17 protein-coding genes are annotated in these 18088 nt (G+C 64.1%); 4 read left to right on the plus strand and 13 right to left on the minus strand.

The genetic code is table 11. From position 1 onward, the window contains the following. Window positions 1-120: 120 nt before the first annotated feature. Window positions 121-945, minus strand: coding sequence for a taurine ABC transporter ATP-binding protein (locus tag OYT13_RS03400; RefSeq protein ID WP_261939242.1), 825 nt, complete (start codon window positions 943-945; stop codon window positions 121-123). 79 nt (window positions 946-1024) lie between these two features. Next, window positions 1025-2083: a taurine ABC transporter substrate-binding protein gene (gene tauA / locus OYT13_RS03405; RefSeq protein ID WP_017235498.1), complete on the minus strand. Its 1059-nt coding sequence runs from the start codon at window positions 2081-2083 to the stop codon at window positions 1025-1027. 297 nt (window positions 2084-2380) lie between these two features. Here tauA and pdxR point away from each other — a divergent pair, with 297 nt between their 5' ends. Then, a complete protein-coding gene (gene pdxR, locus OYT13_RS03410; RefSeq protein WP_026132278.1) occupies window positions 2381-3916 on the plus strand; it encodes a MocR-like pyridoxine biosynthesis transcription factor PdxR in 1536 nt (511 codons plus the stop codon). A gap of 87 nt (window positions 3917-4003) precedes the next feature. Next, a complete protein-coding gene (yddG, locus tag OYT13_RS03415; protein ID WP_268567243.1) occupies window positions 4004-4936 on the plus strand; it encodes an aromatic amino acid DMT transporter YddG in 933 nt (310 codons plus the stop codon). A 76-nt stretch (window positions 4937-5012) separates the two neighbouring features. Here the strand turns inward: yddG and mdcH are convergent, their stop codons facing one another. The 9 genes from mdcH to mdcA form a co-directional block, all read right to left on the minus strand. Then, complete coding sequence (gene mdcH, locus OYT13_RS03420; RefSeq protein ID WP_268567244.1) at window positions 5013-5951, minus strand: malonate decarboxylase subunit epsilon; 939 nt, start codon at window positions 5949-5951, stop codon at window positions 5013-5015. Then, window positions 5948-6607, minus strand: coding sequence for a malonate decarboxylase holo-ACP synthase (locus OYT13_RS03425; protein WP_268567245.1), 660 nt, complete (start codon window positions 6605-6607; stop codon window positions 5948-5950). The genes mdcH and OYT13_RS03425 overlap by 4 nt, the downstream gene beginning before the upstream one ends. Beyond that, a complete protein-coding gene (madM, locus tag OYT13_RS03430; RefSeq protein ID WP_026132280.1) occupies window positions 6604-7368 on the minus strand; it encodes a malonate transporter subunit MadM in 765 nt (254 codons plus the stop codon). Before madM ends, OYT13_RS03425 begins: the two co-directional genes overlap by 4 nt. A 13-nt stretch (window positions 7369-7381) precedes the next feature. Continuing rightward, window positions 7382-7777: a malonate transporter subunit MadL gene (madL, locus tag OYT13_RS03435; RefSeq protein ID WP_017235504.1), complete on the minus strand. Its 396-nt coding sequence runs from the start codon at window positions 7775-7777 to the stop codon at window positions 7382-7384. Between the two features lie 179 nt (window positions 7778-7956). Beyond that, the gene (gene mdcE, locus OYT13_RS03440) at window positions 7957-8778 is read right to left on the minus strand and encodes a biotin-independent malonate decarboxylase subunit gamma (RefSeq protein WP_268567246.1); all 822 of its coding nucleotides are present in this window, start codon (window positions 8776-8778) and stop codon (window positions 7957-7959) included. Continuing rightward, window positions 8775-9632: a biotin-independent malonate decarboxylase subunit beta gene (locus tag OYT13_RS03445; protein ID WP_268567247.1), complete on the minus strand. Its 858-nt coding sequence runs from the start codon at window positions 9630-9632 to the stop codon at window positions 8775-8777. Before OYT13_RS03445 ends, mdcE begins: the two co-directional genes overlap by 4 nt. Before the next feature lie 12 nt (window positions 9633-9644). Continuing rightward, entirely contained in the window at window positions 9645-9947 is a 303-nt protein-coding gene (locus OYT13_RS03450) for a malonate decarboxylase subunit delta (protein ID WP_017235507.1), read from the minus strand. A gap of 11 nt (window positions 9948-9958) precedes the next feature. Beyond that, the gene (locus tag OYT13_RS03455) at window positions 9959-10867 is read right to left on the minus strand and encodes a triphosphoribosyl-dephospho-CoA synthase (RefSeq protein ID WP_268567248.1); all 909 of its coding nucleotides are present in this window, start codon (window positions 10865-10867) and stop codon (window positions 9959-9961) included. Further along, complete coding sequence (gene mdcA / locus OYT13_RS03460) at window positions 10867-12528, minus strand: malonate decarboxylase subunit alpha (protein ID WP_268567249.1); 1662 nt, start codon at window positions 12526-12528, stop codon at window positions 10867-10869. Before mdcA ends, OYT13_RS03455 begins: the two co-directional genes overlap by 1 nt. A 150-nt stretch (window positions 12529-12678) precedes the next feature. Between mdcA and OYT13_RS03465 the strand changes: the two genes are divergently transcribed. Then, window positions 12679-13581: a LysR substrate-binding domain-containing protein gene (locus OYT13_RS03465; RefSeq protein WP_268567250.1), complete on the plus strand. Its 903-nt coding sequence runs from the start codon at window positions 12679-12681 to the stop codon at window positions 13579-13581. Between the two features lie 184 nt (window positions 13582-13765). On the opposite strand, the gene OYT13_RS03475 is transcribed toward OYT13_RS03465, so the two are convergent. Continuing rightward, window positions 13766-15331, minus strand: coding sequence for a sulfatase-like hydrolase/transferase (locus OYT13_RS03475; RefSeq protein ID WP_261939232.1), 1566 nt, complete (start codon window positions 15329-15331; stop codon window positions 13766-13768). Between the two features lie 34 nt (window positions 15332-15365). Next, on the minus strand, window positions 15366-16706 hold the full coding sequence (locus OYT13_RS03480) for an MFS transporter (protein WP_268567251.1): 1341 nt from the start codon (window positions 16704-16706) through the stop codon (window positions 15366-15368). 189 nt (window positions 16707-16895) lie between these two features. Here OYT13_RS03480 and OYT13_RS03485 point away from each other — a divergent pair, with 189 nt between their 5' ends. After that, window positions 16896-17879: a LysR substrate-binding domain-containing protein gene (locus OYT13_RS03485; protein ID WP_268567252.1), complete on the plus strand. Its 984-nt coding sequence runs from the start codon at window positions 16896-16898 to the stop codon at window positions 17877-17879. Window positions 17880-18088 lie beyond the last annotated feature (209 nt).

Consider the following 18088-nt stretch of genomic DNA (forward strand, 5'->3'; position numbering starts at 1 on the left):
GACGCGGTGTACGGGGCGCAACCGCCGGGCGGCGCGCGCCGGGCGAATTGGCGGCAGCGGCGGGCGGCGTGGGGTGAGGGGTGACGGGTTTGGTCATCATGGTGTTCTCTCCTGCAGCGATCAGGCTGCGACCGCATTGGCATTCGACGTCGCCGTCTGGCCCGCACGTTCGTCGCCGTAGATGATGCTGAGCACGGTCTCGCGCATGGCGATGAAATCCGGGCTCGACTTGATGGTGCGCGCGTCACGGCATTCGAGATAGCGCTGGTTGAAGTCAAGCTCATACGTGTGCGTGATGCGTCCGGGGCGCGGCGACATCACGATCAGGCGACTGGCGAGAAACAGGGCTTCTTCGACGCTGTGCGTGATGAAGAAGATCATCTTGCGGGTCTCGCGCCACACGTCGAGCAGCAGTTCCTGGATGGTTTCACGCGTGAGCGCGTCGAGTGCGGCCATCGGCTCGTCCATGAGCAGCATCGACGGATTGCACGTGAGCGCGCGTGCAATGCCCACCCGCTGCTGCATGCCGCCGGAGAGTTGGTAAATCATGTGATTGTGGAAGTCCTGCAGCCCGACCAGCGCGAGATTGCGCGCGGCAATGGCGCGTCGTTCCGTCTTCGGCACGCCTTGGAGCTTCAGCCCGAACTCGGTGTTCTCCATCACGTTGAGCCACGGCAACAGCGCGTGCTTCTGGAACACCACGCCGCGATCGGCGCCAGGGCCTTCGATCGGGGCATCGCCCAGCAGCAATTCGCCGGACGTGGGCGCGATGAAGCCAGCCATCAGACTGAGCAGCGTGGTCTTGCCGCAACCCGAGGCGCCGAGCGCCACTACGAAATCGCCGGGTGCGATGGTCAGATCGACGTGAGCGAGCGCCTGCACCTGCTCGCCGGGACGCCGGCCGGGATAGACGACGCTGACGTCGTTGACGATGAGTTGTTCCATGAAGCCCTTCTCCTGTCGATCGAGCGATCGGGGAGGGGCGGTCGCGCCTGAACTTTCGGCGCGACCGCCCCGGTACGGCTTACTTCAGTTTAAGTGCGGCGTCGACGTAGCGCGACGTGACATACGGCGTGTAGTCGGCCTTGACGGCATCGATCTTCTGCTGACCCTTCAGGAACTCGGCCGTGTCCTTGAGGGCCTTGGCGGCGCGGCTGTCCTTGCCACCGCCCAGCCATTCAGCCGATGCCTGCTGCTGGGCCGACGGGAAGGCATAGAGCGAGAGCGCGCCGGGAACGTCTTCCGGCTTGCCGCCGATCATCTTCACGATGGCCTTGACCTGTGGCGAGGTGGCGGTCCAGGCGGCCTGATGATCTCGGTACGCCGCGTCGGCGTCGGCGATCACCTTGACGAACTTCGCCATGAAATCAGCGTTCGCCTCACCCCATTTGCGGTCGACGGCGATGCCGTCAAACGTCGGCTTGCCCTGCTTCGACAGTTCTCCCGAGGTGATCAGCACGTGACCGCTCTTCTTGATCTGCGCGAGCGCCGGATCCCAGACATAGGCCGCATCGATGTCGCCACGCTCCCACGCCGCCACGATCTGGTTCGGCTGCATGTTGAGCACCTTCACCTCGGTCGGCTTGATGCCCCATTGTTGCAAGGCAAACATGGTGTGGTAGTGCGTGGTCGAGACGAACGGCACCCCGATCTTCTTGCCCTTCAGGTCGGCGGGCGACTTGATGTTCGAGGCGTTGCGCACGACCATTGCCTCGGCCTGGTTGATGTCGTCGAGAATCCAGAACAGTTGCAGGTCCAGCCCCTGCGAGACGGCGGCGGCCATTGGGCTGGAGCCGAGCACGCCGATCTTGATGTCGCCCGAGGCGAGGGCCGTGGCGACCTTGGCGCCCGACTCGAACTGACGCCAGTGGATCTTGTAGCCGGTGGCCTTCTCGAATTCGCCGCCGGTAATGGCGACCAGCCACGGATCGACGATTTGCTGGTACGCAATCGTCACCTCTTTTTCCTGCGCCTGCGCCGTCGAGGGCAGCGTAAGCCCGAGCGTCAGCGCAGCGGGGAGTGCAGCTGCCGCCAGTGCCGTGGCGGCGAACACCCGTCGCAGCCGGTTCGGAAGTCCATTCATGGTTCACCTCTAATCGGAAAGTTTTCGGTAGAACACTCGGGTTTGACGCGCATGCTGTTAAGAATCGGCGCCAAGTGATTGCATCATTGCCGCCAGCCTTTTTGTTCGTTAGAGCCAGTTGGCCGCATTTGATGATGCCAACTGGTCCAGTGGACCCGAAATCGGCTTGCAAGCCGCATGAATGCTGGAATCGGGCGTGATTTCGCGCGACTGCGGATAAACCCCAACTCGGAATGGATGTCACCGTCACTTGAGTAATAATTGACGTTCTGGAAGGGTGAGTCGAGAGGGGGCACGATGTCGAGCCGGATTTCCGCGGCGATGTGGAACCAGTTGTTTCAGATGTCGGCGCACGCCGGCATGAGTTTGCAGAGCCAGATTCGCCAGATGCTGGTGTCGGCGATTCTCGACGAGCGGCTGATGCGCGGCGCTGCGGTGCCGTCGTCGCGCGAGTTGGCCGAAGGGCTTGGCGTGGCGCGCAACACGGTGGTGCTCGCCTATCAGCAACTGGTCGACGAGGGCTACCTGATTGCGCGGGAGCGGCGCGGGTATTTCGTCAACGGCGATATTCTGGCGCCCCGCGTCGGGTCGCAGGTCACGCCGGCGCGCGATGCGCCGGCGTTGGCGGCTGGCACCATCGCGCCACGGGATCCGGCGACACCGGACTGGGAGGGGCGCTACGTGGTGCGTCCTTCGGGGCAACGCAACATCGTGAAGCCCATCGATTGGCAGAAGTATCAGTACCCCTTTATTTACGGCCAGTTCGATCCGACCATGTTCCCGACGGCGGATTGGCGCGAGTGTTGCCACAAGGCGCTCACCGTCATGGAGATCCGCGACTGGGCACCGGACATGATCGCGCGCGATGACGAGACACTGATCCAGCAGATCCGCACGCGCGTGCTGCCGCGACGCGGCGTGTGGGCCGACGCCGACGAGATCGTGCTCACCAATGGGGCGCAACAGGCGCTGTATCTACTGGCCGATTTGCTGGTCGGGGCGCACACGACGGTGGGGATCGAAGACCCGGGCTACCCGGACGCGCGCAACATCTTCGCGATACGCACGCCAAAGCTCGTGGGCTTGCCCGTGGACGAGTCGGGTCTGCCGGTCGACGATCGCTTGTCGCAGTGCGATTACGTGTACGTCACGCCATCGCACCAGTGCCCCACGACGACCACGATGCCGCTGGCGAATCGCGAGGCGTTGCTGCGTCGGGCGGAAGCCGAAGACTTCGTGGTGATCGAGGACGACTACGAGAGCGAAAACAGCTATTCGGACATTCCGATCCCGGCGCTCAAGAGCCTGGATCGCAGCGACCGTGTGATCTATATCGGTAGCTTGTCCAAGTCGTTCGCCCCTGGGCTGCGCCTGGGGTATATCGTGGCGCCGGCGGCGCTGGTGGCGGAGTTGCGGGCGTTGCGCCGCTTGATGATTCGCCATCCGTCGGCGTTCATTCAACGCTCGTTTTCGATGTTCCTGGCACTGGGCCATCACGACGCCTTGCTGCGTCGTCTGGCGGATACCTATGCGAAGCGCGCCGAGGTGCTGAGCGCGGCGCTTGCCGCGCATATGCCGGAGGTGTCGTTCGTGCAGGTGAAGGGCGGGGCGTCGTGCTGGGTGCAAGGGCCGCCGACGCTGAACGCGAACGTACTGGCGGCGCGGGCGAAGGTGCGCGGCATTCTCATCGAGACGGGCGACATTTTCTTCATGGGCGATACGCCGCCGCTCAACCGGTTCCGGCTGGGCTTTTCGTCGATACGGCTTGAGCACATCGAGTCGGGCATCATTGCGCTGGCCGAGGTCCTGCGCGAGACGATGGCGCAGGGGTAGGTCGCGTGCGGCCGGCAGTCAGCGGGCGTTGCTGGCTTATGATGCGTCGGCAGGCGACATCGTTGAACATGGAGGCAGGCAGGGAGCATGGATAGCAAGTGCAAGAACCGGGCGACGCTCATTGGATTGGCGGCCGTGGTGTTGTGGAGTTCGATCGTCGGACTGATTCGCGGCGTGAGCGAGAGCTTCGGGCCGACTGGCGGCGCGGCGATGATGTACACCGTGGCCTCGGTGTTTCTGCTGTTCTCCGTCGGTTTCCCGCAGCTCAAGACATTCCCGAAGCGATATCTGTATATGGGAAGCCTGCTGTTCGTAGCCTATGAACTTTGCCTGTCACTGTCGATCGGCTACGCGAACAGCGCGCAGCAGGCGATCGAAGTCGGCATGGTCAACTATCTCTGGCCGACGTTCACGCTGATCTCGGCCATCGTCTTCAACAAGCAGCGCGCGAATTTTTGGGTGATTCCGGGGTTCTTCCTGTCGATGCTCGGCATTTGCTGGGTATTGGGCGGCGATCATGGCCTCCACGTCGCCGAGATGGCAGCCAACGTGCTTGCCAACCCGCTGAGTTACGGCCTGGCGTTCGCGGGCGCGGTGATCTGGGCGGCGTATTGCACGGTGACGACGCGCTATGCCGAGGGCAAAAACGGCGTGACGTTCTTCTTCATGCTGGTTGCGGCGGCGCTGTGGGCCAAGTATCTGTTGGCGGGCGGTGGACAGATGCAATTGCGTGTGAGTGGCATCGTCTACCTGGTGCTGGCCGCATGTGCGATGGGCTTCGGCTATGCCGCCTGGAACGTCGGCATTCTGCGCGGCAACGTGACGGTGCTGGCCGGGGCGTCGTATTTCATTCCGGTGTTCTCCGCTGCAATATCGGCGATGTTGCTGCAAGCGCCGCTGTCCTTCGCGTTCTGGCAAGGCGCGGCGATGGTGTGCGGCGGCTCGATACTTTGCTGGACGGCAACGCGATCGCGACGGTCACCCGGCGTGACGTCGAAGGCGGTTGATCTGCGGGAGTGAGTAGTCGTCAAGGGCACGTGTCGAACAACGATGCGTGCGCCCGATGGCTGGAAATGCCAGAGAGAACGGTCCGCGATCAAGCGCGATCCATATCCCGGTATCGAAGGAGGCGCGTGACGATGGAACTCACCCTTTCATTGGCACTGTCGATGGCGCCGTCATTCCCGAATATCGGCCGCGTCAACCGGGTCAGAACGCCGCCCGTCGGCATTTCCACGGCGAGCCGTGCCCCGCGCTCATATGCGTGACGCGCGGTGTCATGCCAATTCACCTGACGGGCCATGTTCCAGGCGAGATCGTCTGCAATGTCGTCGGGACGAAAAAGCGCCCGCGCCCGGGTGCAACTGACGTAGGTCATCGTTGGCCGTTGGAAGCGCACTTTCGCGGTGGCTTGCGCCAACGTGCTCGCCTGGGCCGTGAGCAACGCGCAATGCGACGGCACCGTCATTGCCAGTCGAGCCGCCTGTGCGGCACCGGCTTTCGTCGCCAGCGCTTGCACACGATCCAGCGCGGCATCGTTGCCCGCCACCACGATCTGTTGCTCGGCATTCAGATTCGCGACGTAAGCGGGCGAGTCGTCGGTGTGAACTGCCTCCACAATGTCGGCCACCGCTGCTGCGGACAATCCGGTAATCACCGTCATGCCATAGCCGCGCGGATAGGCCGTCTCCATCAAGCGGCCTCGCAGGTGCACGAGACCCAGCGCATCCCTGAAATCCAGCGCCCCTGCCGCGACGGCTGCCGTCCAGGCACCGATCGAGTGGCCCGCCACAAGGTGCGGGGTGGCCCCTTGTGCGGCGAGCGCTCTTGTCATGGCGACCCCCGCGATCAGCAGACTCAACTGCACGGCGGTGGTCGAGCGAAGCGAATCTGTACTGCAAAGTGTCATCGGATCGATGCCGGTGGCATCGTGCGCTTCGGCCAGCGTTGATTGGACCTCGGGCGTGTCGGGCAATGCGCCCAGCATGCCAGGGCGCTGCCCCCCCTGACCGGGATAGGTGAACAAGATGCTCACGTCGTGTCTCCGACGTCGCCCCACGGATCCGCAACCAGTGTCGGACCTTGGTCGGTTTTCACGAGCATGCGAGGCGGCGAGCGCAGCCATTCGCGAAGCGAGAAACCGCCGCGCCCGGTATCGATCTGGACGTCGATCCTGCAAGTTCTGTCGCGCGCAATCCATGCGAGCGCGTCGCATTGCGCGTCGGATGGCGGAAACGGCAGGCGAATGAGGACATCGAGATCGCTTTGTGGATGCAGGGCCGGCAAGCCGGTGGCCAGCGCAAAGCCGACGCCGCCGGTCGGTCCCCAATGCAATCCCAAGGCATTGAGGACCGGGGCGAGATCACGAAGTGCTCTGAGGCACGGCAGCGGTGTTGTGGGCTCGATTCCGGCGACGCAATCGAGCAGCGATTCCGGCGAGACGATGCGGCGCACCGAACGGCGTGGCACGTGCGCCGCGATGCGCTGGTCGCGGGACGCCCCGCGCAACCCGACCGGTACGAGGTCGGGTTGCGCGAGCGGCGCCCTGCGCACGACGGCAGGCGTACCGCTTGCCAGTGCGTCAGCCACCCACCCCGGCACCGCCATCCCCTCCGGTAGCGCAACATCGTCACACCAGAGAAGATCGTGGGGCCGTAGCGATGGCCGTTGCGCAGCGCGGTCCAATGTCATTGCACAAGGGCCTTCGTCGCTAGAAACAGGACCGACGGTCCGAGCAGACATCCCAGGCCGGTATGGAACGTCGCGACGAGCGCACCGTAGGGCACGAGTCGGCGATCCGTTGCGGCGAGTCCCGCCGACACACCGCTGACGGTCCCTGCCAGTCCTCCGAACACCATGGCGGCGCGGGGGTTGTCCAGCGCCAGCAGTCGGGCGGCAAACGGCGTGCCGACCATGACGATGATGGCCTTGATGAGCCCGGCGGCAATCGACAGGGCCATCACGTCGGAACTGGCACCGATCGCGGCGCCCGTCACCGGGCCGACGATGTAGGTCACGGCACCTGCGCCGATGGTGGTCATGCTCACGGCGTCGGTGTAGCCGAACGCATGGGCGAGCGATGCCCCGACGATGAAGGGCAGTACCGTGCCGAGCAGCAGGGACACAACGCCAATCAGACCGGCCTTGCGGGCTTCCGAGACCTGTACCTCGAACGCGGTGGCAACGATCGCGAAGTCGCGCAGCATCGCGCCGCCCATCAGTCCGATACCGCTGAACAGCGAGACGTCCGCAAGTCCTTTTTGTCCGCCCGAGGCGGCGCCGCCCCAATAGGCCAACACAAGGCCGATCATGATGGCGATGGCCGAACCGTGTACGCGCCCGAATGTCAGCCGTCGGGACACCCACATGGAAAGCCCCATGATGATGCCCACGAGGGCGAAGGCGGTGACCAATCCGTTGTGGTGCAATATTTTCTCGAACATGGATAGCATGACTGATCCTCTCTCAAGCGTTCTGTGCCGTCTCGGACAGCGGCGGAAGCGGCTGCGCGTTGCCCGTTCGGTTGATCAGCGCGATGGCGACGCCGCAGACCAGCACGGCACCCACGGCGGCAAGCAGCGCGACGGGACCGCCTCGCAAGGCGGTGACAACGTCTTGCTGAGCGGCCATGGCGACCACGACAGGGATATACATTGCGCCCCAGAAAGAAACACCGGCTTCGGTTGCAGCGGGCATGAGGCCGCGCCGATGCAGATAAAGCCGAGCGAAGATCAATAGCAGCATGGCAATACCGACGCCGCCGACATTGGCTTTCACACCGATGGCCTGGCCGAGCAGGTCGCCAAGGAAGATGCCGGCGAGATGGCAAATCGCGAGCAGGGTCGTACCGTAAATAATCACAAGCTGTCTCCTGGTTGAAGCAATGACGAACTGTCTTTTCTGGTGTTATGGCAAGCGTCGAGTCGTCGGATTCAGGGGTGAAACGGGAATCGGATATCTGGGCCGACAATCGCTCTCCAGGCGCGCGGCGGTGAGTTTTGTGGATGGCCCGGCGTTCACGCCGGGCGGTCGGGGGCGAACTACCAAAGTGCCTTCAGTCGTTCGCGTACCGTCGATGTGGCCTGTCGGGAAGGCGCGCCGAGTCGGCTGGAAAGACCGCGCGACGGATCTCTCTGGATGTCCGCGAGCGCTTGCGCCAGCACGCGCCGCACTTCACCGACGTCTTCCGGCTCGGGCTGTCGGGCGGAACCGACCTTCAGCAGGCGCCACAGCAGCCCAAGCGACGCAAAGTTGGCGATGTCGTACGCCATCGGGGGAATGGTTTCGGCCAGCGCTTCGAGTTCGTCGACCGAACGCTGCGTAATGCGCGCGGCGGCCTCTTTCCCCATCGCGTGAACCATCACGCCCGCGTCGTCGAGCGCGACCAGACGATTCGCCTGATACCCATGCGCGAGAAACGCGCCGGACATCGCTCGCCCGACGATGAGCCCGATCACCGGGTGTCCGGCCACACGCGCCGCGGCATAGGCATCGGCCGCCGCCGCAAGCGCGAGATGAATGCCATAGGCTTCCTCGCGGCGTCCGTAAGCCTGGCTCGCCACGTCGACGATGGCGACGATGGCGGCTTTGCTCTCGCGGTCTCGGTCGCGTGCGATCACGTCCCGCACGGCGCGCGCCAGTTGCCATCCCTCGATCAATCCGACTTCGCCGTGTCGTGCGCGGGGAAAGCGATTGTTCTCGTCCGGAATCACGGCGATGTAGCGAGCGGGGGACTCGGCGAGCGAGGCATCCACGACCTGCAACGTGCTGCCGTAGTCATCGGTCTCGGTGCGGTGCGCAGCGTCGCACGTCAAAGCGTGCATCCACACGGCGCCTCGCGAGGAACGTTCGGAAAGGTTCATGAGGGGTCTCCTGCGCGGGCGGCGGCGTAAAGCGCGCGCACGTCGTCGGGCGAAGGCTGATTCGTCACATCGACGTGCATCAGCCGCTCAAGGTAGTACTCGATTTGTTCGCTGCGCTGCGGCTTCGGGGCGTCGGCCCGCAGCCATGCGAGCACCTGCGCGCGAATCGGTGCGGTGTCGTCGTCGAGGCAGGCGTCGACAAGGCCTGTCGCCTGGCGCTGTTCCCCGCCCGTCAGACCCCAGATGAACGGTCGATCGCGCGAGTCGTATTCGTCGACGCCAGCCTCCTGCTCGATGACGGACGGCCCATTCAACCCAAGCCGTGCTTCGCGTGTGACCAGCAGATAGCTGCACATGCCGGCGGCGATGCTCATGCCGCCAAAGCAGCCGACCACCCCGGCGGAGATGCCGATGACGGGCCCGAACGTTCTGAGTTCGTGGATGGCCGCGTGGATTTCCGCGATGGCGGCGAGGCCGAGATTGGCTTCCTGCAGACGCACGCCGCCCGTCTCGAAGACGATAACCGCGCGTGTCGGTATGCCTCGGCGGTTGTCTTCGACGGCAAGCTCAAGGGCCCCGGCGATTTTCGCGCCGGAGACTTCCCCCATGCTTCCGCCCTGGAAGGCGCCCTCGATGGCGAGAACGACTGCCGGTTGCGAATCGAGCGTGCCACGGGCGACGACCACACCGTCGTCCGCTTGCGCAACGATGCCTTGCTGGGGCAGCCAGGGCGAGGACAATCGTTCGAACGGATCCAGAAGCTCGCGGAACGTGCCGGGGTCGAGCAGGGCGAGGGCGCGACGGCGCGCGTCGCGTTCGATGAAGCTGTCTCGTTGTATCGGAGTATTCGTCATCTCGATGGGCCCTTATTGGGGAGATTCGAGGGCTTCGCGGGCTTGCTCGAGGCGAAGGCGAACGACAGCCGGGGTAGCGCCGAAATCGTTGATTTCCACGTGCAGCGCGGGCCAGGCGTGCGATGCGAAGATGCGCTCGAGCTGCGCGTGCCAGATCGCGGACAGGCCATTGACGGAGGTCGTGAGTTCGACGTGGATCTGCCCCGGCTCGCCCGGAGACAGCAGGACTTCCAGGTCGCCCGACCCGACGACGCCGACGCAGGCTCTGCCCGCACTGGGTGCGCCGCCGGAGAAATGAAATTGAAGCGTTTCCATGGACGTGCTTCCTAAAGACTCAGAAACGGTGATTCGTTAAGCCGCGACGACGACCCCTTTGCGGAAAGCCGGTCGAGGAACAGGGCGGCGGCCAGCATGTCGGCGGCACCGCCTGGCGAGATGTGTCGGGCCAGCATGTCGGATTCGAGTTGTCGAAATTTGCGTCGACCGTCGGCCGTCGACAGGCCCCCTGCCGCGCGAACGGCGCTCGCGCCGGCCTGCATCGCGTGCAGCGCGTCGGGCCCCCCCCGAGCGAGGACGCACGTGTCGTCGAGCGTGGCCATGACCGCGAGTAGGGCGTCGATACGGGCATGGTCCTCGCGCATGCCTGCCGCGCGGGCTCGCCTGAGTGCGGGCAGCGCGACTTTCGTCACGTGCGGAAAGCCTGCCCATGCCTGACCTCGCGCACCGCCCACGCCATAGTCGAGGCACGCGCGCTCGCCTTTATGTCCGGTGGCACATGGCGCAAAGCGGTCGGGCAGGCGCGCGAGCGTTGCGGCGCGACGCGCGACGGCATGGGCGCTCAGGGCGTTGGGCGCTTGCGCTGCGGCCGTGATCAGAAGGCCCAGTGCCCAGATGGCGCCGCGGTGGGTGTTCACGCCGCCGGTCGCCGCGAGCATTGCCGTTTCCCCCAGGCGCCCGAGACGGCCGATCTGCTCGCGCAGGCGCATTGGGTTTTCGATCAACACACCGGCCTTGGCCATGGCCTCGAACGTCGGCCGCAAGACATTGGCCGACTGCACCATCAAGCCCCATGTGAGGTCGTGATGTGCGCCGCATCCGCGAACATCGACGAGGCCCGGCTTGGGAGCGAGCGTCACTTCGTCGATCAGCGCGGACTCGACGAGCGTGGCGAGTTTCGTTGCGATCTCGATCGGCTGGGACGGCGACTCGATCCGTCGAATGAGGGTCTTGTCCATTACCAGCTCCGAAAGCGCGCGGGCGGGTCGTAGAGTCCCCCCGACCATTCGACCAGCTCGCCGATGCTCTTGGCGGCGAGCAGCTCGCGGCTGGCGTCCGTTCGGCGAATGCCAAGATCCTCCGGCAAGGCGATGAGGCCGTCGCTGCGCATCTTGGCCGTACTGGCCGGGTCGTGCTTCAGGCCGATCGCGGTGACGCCGGCCACTGCCGAAATCATGGCGCGCCGCTCTTCCAGCGAGCGTGCCTTGTAGAGGTAGGCAATGCCATCTTCAGTCAGCAAATGGGTCACGTCGTCGCCATAGATCATCACGGGGGCGAGTGGCATGCCGCTTTGTTTGGCGACAGCAACGGCGTCCAGCGTTTCGACGAACGTCGGCTTGCCGCCTTCCTGGAATGTCTCCACCATCTGAACGACCAGCTTCTTGCCGCGTTCGAGCAGGGTGTCCGGCTGCGTCATGTCGAGCCAGGCAGGCGTGGCGTGACGGCGTCCGCGCGGGTCGTGCCCCATGTTCGGTGCACCGCCGAAGCCGGCCAACCGGCCACGCGTCACCGTGGACGAGTGTCCGTCGCCGTCGACTTGCAGCGTGGCACCGATAAACAGATCGACGGCGTACTGACCGGCCAGTTGGCAGAGCATCCGATTGGAGCGAAGCGAGCCGTCGCGACCGGTGAAGAAAACGTCGGGACGCGCGGCCACATAGCGCTCCATGCCAAGCTCGGTGCCGAAGCAATGCACGCTTTCGACCCATCCCGATTCGATGGCGGGGATCAGGGTCGGGTGGGGGTTGAGCGTCCAGTTCCGGCAGATCTTGCCTTTCAGTCCGAGGCGCTCGCCGTAGGTCGGCAGAATGAGTTCGATGGCCGCGGTGTTGAAGCCGATGCCGTGGTTGAGCGACTGAACGTTGTGCCGCTCGTAGATGCCGCGAATGGCCATCATCGCCATCAGGACGTGCACGGGCTTGACCAGCCGGGGATCGCGCGTGAACAGCGGCTCGATGAAGAACGGCTTGTCGGCCACGACAACGAAATCGACCCACGACGCCGGAATGTCGACGCGCGGCAGGTCGGTCACGTCGTCGACGATCTCGTTGACCTGAACGATCACGATGCCGTCGGAGAATGCCGCGGGTTCCACGAGCGCCGGTGTGTCTTCGGTGCTGGGGCCGGTGTAGATGTTGCCGGCGCGGTCGGCCTTGAAGCCCGCCACGAGGGCGACGTTCGGGATCAAGTCCACGACAAGCCGTGCGTAAAGCTCGATGTAGGTGTGGATCGCGCCGACCTCCAACTGTCCGTCGGCGAGCAACTGACTGATGCGCAGGCTCTGCGGCCCGGCAAAGGAGAAATCCAGCTTCCGGGCGATGCCGACTTCAAAGAGATCGAGGTGTTCTGCGCGACCCACGCTGGGCATGATCATGTGCAGGTCGTGCACGATGTCCGGATCGACTTGCACCAGTGAGCGCGAGAGGAAATCCGCCTGCTTCTGATTGTTGCCTTCGAGCACCACGCGGTCGCCCGGTGCGATCAGCGCTTGCAGGGCCGCCACGATGTCGCCGGTCTCGATCACCTTGCCATGGGCGATCCTGCGGGCGGCCGCGAGGCGGCGCGCCTTTTCGTCGCGCCGGCGACGCCATTTCGCCGGGATTGTGGGCATCTCTTGCATGTCGGAGGCTCCAGCCATTGAGTCGTCAGTAGCCTCTAACCTATGCGTCAAAACCACTCGTTTCAATCAACTTAGGTGTCGGTTCATTAGCTTTAAGGTAATAATTGGGCGGTTCGAAGCAAACGTACCGAAACGAAGTGAGGCGCGAGCATGGCAATTGACGACGGCATCACCCTGAAGAAGCTGGAAGTGTTTCAGGCGTTCATGGCGCTGGGGAATATGGCCCGGGTATCGGAAGTGCTCGGGCAGAGTACGGTGAGCGTGCACCGTGCGCTCCACTCGCTGGAGGCTGGGCTCCGGTGTCCGTTGTTCAAGAAGGACGGTCGAAAGCTGATTCCGTTGGCGACGGCGTATGTGTTCTCCGAGCATGCGGCGCGGATGCTGAGCGAGTGCGAGACTGGTGTGCAGCGCACGCGCGAGGCAGCAGGATTCACGTCGACACGACTCAAGATCGGCGGGCTGTACTCGATGACGGTCGGGACGATTCCGCGATTGCTGGTCGGGTTGAAAATGCGCCGACCCGCTTTGGATATCGATCTCACGCTCGGGTCCAATCGCGATCTGATGTCCAAACTGGACGACGGTCTGTTGGACGCGATTGTCATTGCCCTCGGCGCACCGCCGAAGAGTCCGGACCTATTGGTCATCCCCATGTTCGAGGACGACATTCTCTTCGCGGCGCCGCTGGGCTCGCCGTATGCGAAAGAGAAGGCCATCGACCTCAGGGCCGTGCGTCACGAGAAGTTCGTATCGCTCGGCGACGAATTCGCGACGTATCACGATTTCAAATCGGCCTTTGATCTCGCGGGATTCGCGCCGGACATTGCGATGCAGGTGGGCGACATCTTTTCGCTGATCAATCTCGTGAGCGGCGGCATCGGGTACGCGTTGCTGCCGCGACGCGTTGCGGATTTCAGTCCGAAGGTGCAGTTGATTCCGCTCACGCAACGCTATGCGCGCAGCCAGAATATCGTGTTGGTGCTTCCGAAAAACCGCGAGCGCGATCCGAATCTGCTCGCCCTGAGCGCGGAGTGTCGCATGCTCAGGGCGTAGGCGTCAGGATGCCGCTCGATGTATTGCTGCCGTTGACGGCATTCGATCATGCCGTATTGGATCAACGATGCGCCGCCGCACCGCAAGCGCCTCCGGTCGCCGGACGAACCCGATGCGCTCGATGGGCCCTACGAATGCATTCTGTGCGTCTATTGGTCGAGCGACTGTCTGCCGTTTCGGTTGCTCACCACACCCCGTAGAACACCCCAGCCTTCTTGTACTGATGCGTGCCGCGTTCGACGTCGTCATGCGTCACGGTGGTGCGATTGCGCAGGCCGAGGGACCAGGTCAGCAGGCGCTCGCGCATGGCTTGTCGCACGTTGTCAAACGCCGGGTCGGTACCGAGGTCGACAAATTCGTCGGGATCGTTGGACAGATCAAAAAGCTGCGGCGCGAATCCGTCCCAGTGAATGTATTTCCATGCGTCGGTGCGCACCATCCAGCCGCGGCATGCGTCGGGGCGGCGGCCGAGGATCTGGCGTGCCTGCCGATAGGCGTAGTCAAGCTCGGAGAAGACGGCATCTCGCCAGGGCGTTTGCGCTGCGTCGTTTCGCGTCAGCGCAAGCAGCGAGCGACCTTCGACGCGGTGATCGGGAACAGGCATGCCGAGCGCGTCCAGCACTGTCGGCACGGTGTCGATGGCCTCGACGAAGCGTGCGTCGCTGTGGCCGCGCGTGGCGTCGGCCTCGGGGGACGGATCGTAGACGATATACGGCACGCGCTGCACGGTGTCGTAGAACAATTCCTTCTCGCCTAGCCAGTGGTCGCCGAGGAAGTCGCCGTGGTCGGCGGTGAAAACGATGAGTGTGTCCTTCCACCGTCCGAGCCTGTCCAGGGTTTCCCACAGTCGTCCGAGATGATCGTCGAGCTGGCTTATCAGACCCTGATAAGCGGGCCGCACCTTGGCGATGACCTCGTCGCGCATGAAATTGGCACATTCCTCCTGCTGGAAGTACGCACCTGTCACCGGATGTGGCGCCTCGCGCTCACGCTCGGCGCGCCGCACGGGCAGACATTGTTCGAGGGTGTATTTGTTGTGGTACGGCGCTGGGGCCATATACGGCCAGTGTGGCTTGACATACGACAGGTGCATCGCCCATGGCGCATCGCCCTGGCGCTCGATGAAACGGATGGCTTGGTCGGTGGTATAGGCCGTTTCGGAGTCGGCTTCGCGCACACGCGCGGGCAGGTGCGCATTGCGCATGTGCCAGCCGCTGACGATGCGGCCCTGTGCATCTTCGGCCGAAATCACAAAGTCTGACCACGGATCGTCGCTTGCGTAGCCTTGTCGGCGAAGGTATTCGGCGTAGCCGCCGGCGGGTTCTGCGTGGTGCCCGTCGTAGCGGTCGACTAGCGTGAAATGCCCCTCGCGCAGCAGCGCGCCGAGCGCATTGCCGCCATCCAGATGTAGGCGCTTCAGACCGTGGTTGTCCGGCATCATGTGCGTCTTGCCGACCAGCGCCAGCTTCATGTCGCGCGCGGAAAGATATTCCCCTAGCGTGATTTCGTCGATCGACAGTGGCACGCGGTTCCACGTCGCGCCATGGCTGGCGACGTAGCGCCCTGTGTAGAACGACATTCGCGATGGACCACACACCCCCGACTGTACGAACGCCCGCTCGAACTTCACACCGCGTCGGGCGAGACCGTCGATGTTAGGCGTGGCCAGATACGGATGCCCGTAGCACGACAGGTGATCCGCCCGTAGCTGGTCACACATCACGAAAAGCACGTTGCGGATCGACGACATCGTAGGTATCCGAATTGAATTTAAGAGATGACGTTCAGCGCGACGTCGTGCCATTGCTGGTGCCGAATGGCACACTGGTTGTGCGGCGTGCCAGGTCGGGCATCGGCCACAACGCGACAAGACCGACAACCATGGCCGTTGTCACGAAGTAGGCCGGCATCATCTTGTCGCCGGTTGCGCTGATGAGCCAGGTGACGAGAAACGGCGAGAAGCCGCCGAACAGCGTGGTGGCCAAATTGTAGGAAATCGAAAGGCCGGTGGCCCGTACCTGTGCGGGGAACAATTCGGCCAGCGCGGTTGACGCGGGGCCCAGTGCGGCTGCCATCAGCACCGCGAACACGACCTCCACTCCGAGCAGTCGCGGCAAGCTCGGCCCAGCGACGAGCCAAAGGAACAGGGGATAGATGGTCAGCACGTACAGCGCCATTGAGGCGCCCATCACCGGTTTGCGCCCGACGTGGTCAGACAGCAGCCCAAACAGCGGAATCAGGATCATGCGCAGCGTGCCGGTGACCATCAGCACGATGAACGGTGCGGACACTGGCAGCTTCAGTTGGGTCACCGCGTAGACTGGCAGGTACACATTCAGCACGTATTGAGCAACAGAGCTTGCGACGACCAGCCCGAATGCGATCCACAGTGCGGCCTGGTGCTCGCGCCAGACCGTCGTGAGTGTCGAGGCGGCCTTGCCGACCGTGGCGGCGCGTGCGCCTTCGTCGGCGTCTTCATACGCCGGCACCACTTCGTGCAGCCGGGTGCGGATGTAGAACCCGACGGGACCGATCAGCATGCCGAACAGGAACGGCACACGCCAACCCCACGCATCGAGTGTGCTCTGGCTCAGCCCGCGCGTGACCAGGGCGCCCATCAGCGCGGCCGTCACGGCAGCGACGAATTGGCCGAAGTTTTGCCAGCTTCCGTAGAAGCCGCGCCGGTGAGGCGGCGCGTACTCGATCAGCATCGCCGTGGCGCTGCCGAACTCGCCCCCGGCCGACAGGCCTTGCAGCAGTCGTGCCAGCACCACGATGATCGGCGCGGCGATGCCGATCGTCGCGTATCCGGGGGTGAGCGCCATCATGGCCGAGGACACCGTCATCAGCAGGATCACCAGCGACAGCGCAGCCTTGCGCCCGGCACGGTCGGCGTAAATGCCCAGCAGGATGCCGCCGATCGGCCGCATCAGGAACGCGCTGCCGAAGGTTGCCGTGGTCAGCAGCATCGATACGGTCGAGTTCGACGACGGGAAGAACTGCCTCGCGATGATCACCGACAGGAAGCCGAAGACGATGAAGTCGTACCACTCGAATGCGTTACCGATGGTGGCTGCGACGATCGCCCGGCGGTTGGCGCGGGGCAGGGCGGGCGTGGTTGGCATGGCGAAATCCTCCTGGCGGCGGCCGGGCTCCGGGGCGGGCGGCTGCCATGTCTCTTGTTTGTGTTGTTGTGGCCGCCACGAGGGCGCTCAGGGCTGTCCGTGTGGCAAGCCATCACGATTGTGTGGATTTACTTCGTTACCGTCCAATGAGATATTGCCTCCAAATCATAAATTTAAGGTTATGAATCGATGGCTTCCGCAACCTCCGGCGCATCGCCTGGCGTGTCGCTCGAACGTAGTGCGATTGATGGGTATTTTTCGCGCCAGTTGAAACTGCGGCACCTGCAGTTGCTCGTGGCACTCGCCGATCGCCAGACGGTCGGCAAGGTCGCCGAGGCACTGCACGTGACGCAGCCGGCCGTCTCGAAGATGCTCAACGAGATGGAAAAAGGGATCGGTGTGCCGCTGTTCGAGCGTGATGGCCGCCGTATCCGGCCCACGGCTTACGGCGAGTGCCTGATCCGCCACGCGCGCGAACTATTGCTGCACGCACAGCGTGCCAGTGAGGAGTTGCATGCGATGACCAGCGGCGTTGGCGGCCGCGTCGAGGTGGGTGTGCTGTCGGTGGCCGCGCCGATCCTGATTCCGGCGGCCGTGGCGCTGTTCAAGCAGCGTTCGCCGACGGCTACGGTGTGCCTGCACGAAGGCACGCTGGATCAACTCTTGCCGGCGCTGCGCGTGGGTCAACTCGATATGATCGTTGGGCGACTCGCGCGGGGACTGTCCGCGCCGGAATTCACCAGCGAGCCGTTGTTCGACGACCCGACGGTCATCGTGGTGGCGCGCACGCACCCGCTGGCATCTCGCAAGCGCATCAAGTGGGCGGACTTGGCAGGGTTGGCGTGGATCGTGCCGAGTGCCGGTGCGCCCATGCACCGGCATCTGCTGTCGGTACTGGAGTCGCACGGCGTGGGTACGCCGATCAACACCATCGAGTCGGTGGTGATCGACGCCAACGTGGGCATGCTGCAGTCGTACCCCGTGCTGGGCCTGCTTCCACGCTCGCTGGCGCGGCATCACGAGGAGGGCGGCGTGCTGAAGATTCTGCCGTTGAGCCTCGGTGCCGCGCTCGGCCCGGTCAGCACCACATGGCGAGCCGATGCCGACGACACGCCAGCCACCGCGCTGTTTCGTGCCTGCCTTAGTGAGGCGGCGAAGGTGGCGCGGGTTTAAGGTGGGCGTGTGCTATGGCGCTCGTGGGGAAGCTGGCCTAGGTCTCGATCCGGAAGGTGGATGCAGGTTGAAGGGTTGCATCGTCTAGCGGCGAAATCTGAATTTCCCCGCAGCAGTGGTGGGAACGATCGGTTGAATCCACAGAGAGAATCGGGCGCCCGAGCGTCCGACTGACGGCGCCCATGACTGAGGTTTCCTGGCCGGTAACG

The sequence above is a fragment of the Pandoraea sp. XJJ-1 genome (assembly GCF_026802345.1).
Taxonomy (GTDB): domain Bacteria; phylum Pseudomonadota; class Gammaproteobacteria; order Burkholderiales; family Burkholderiaceae; genus Pandoraea; species Pandoraea cepalis.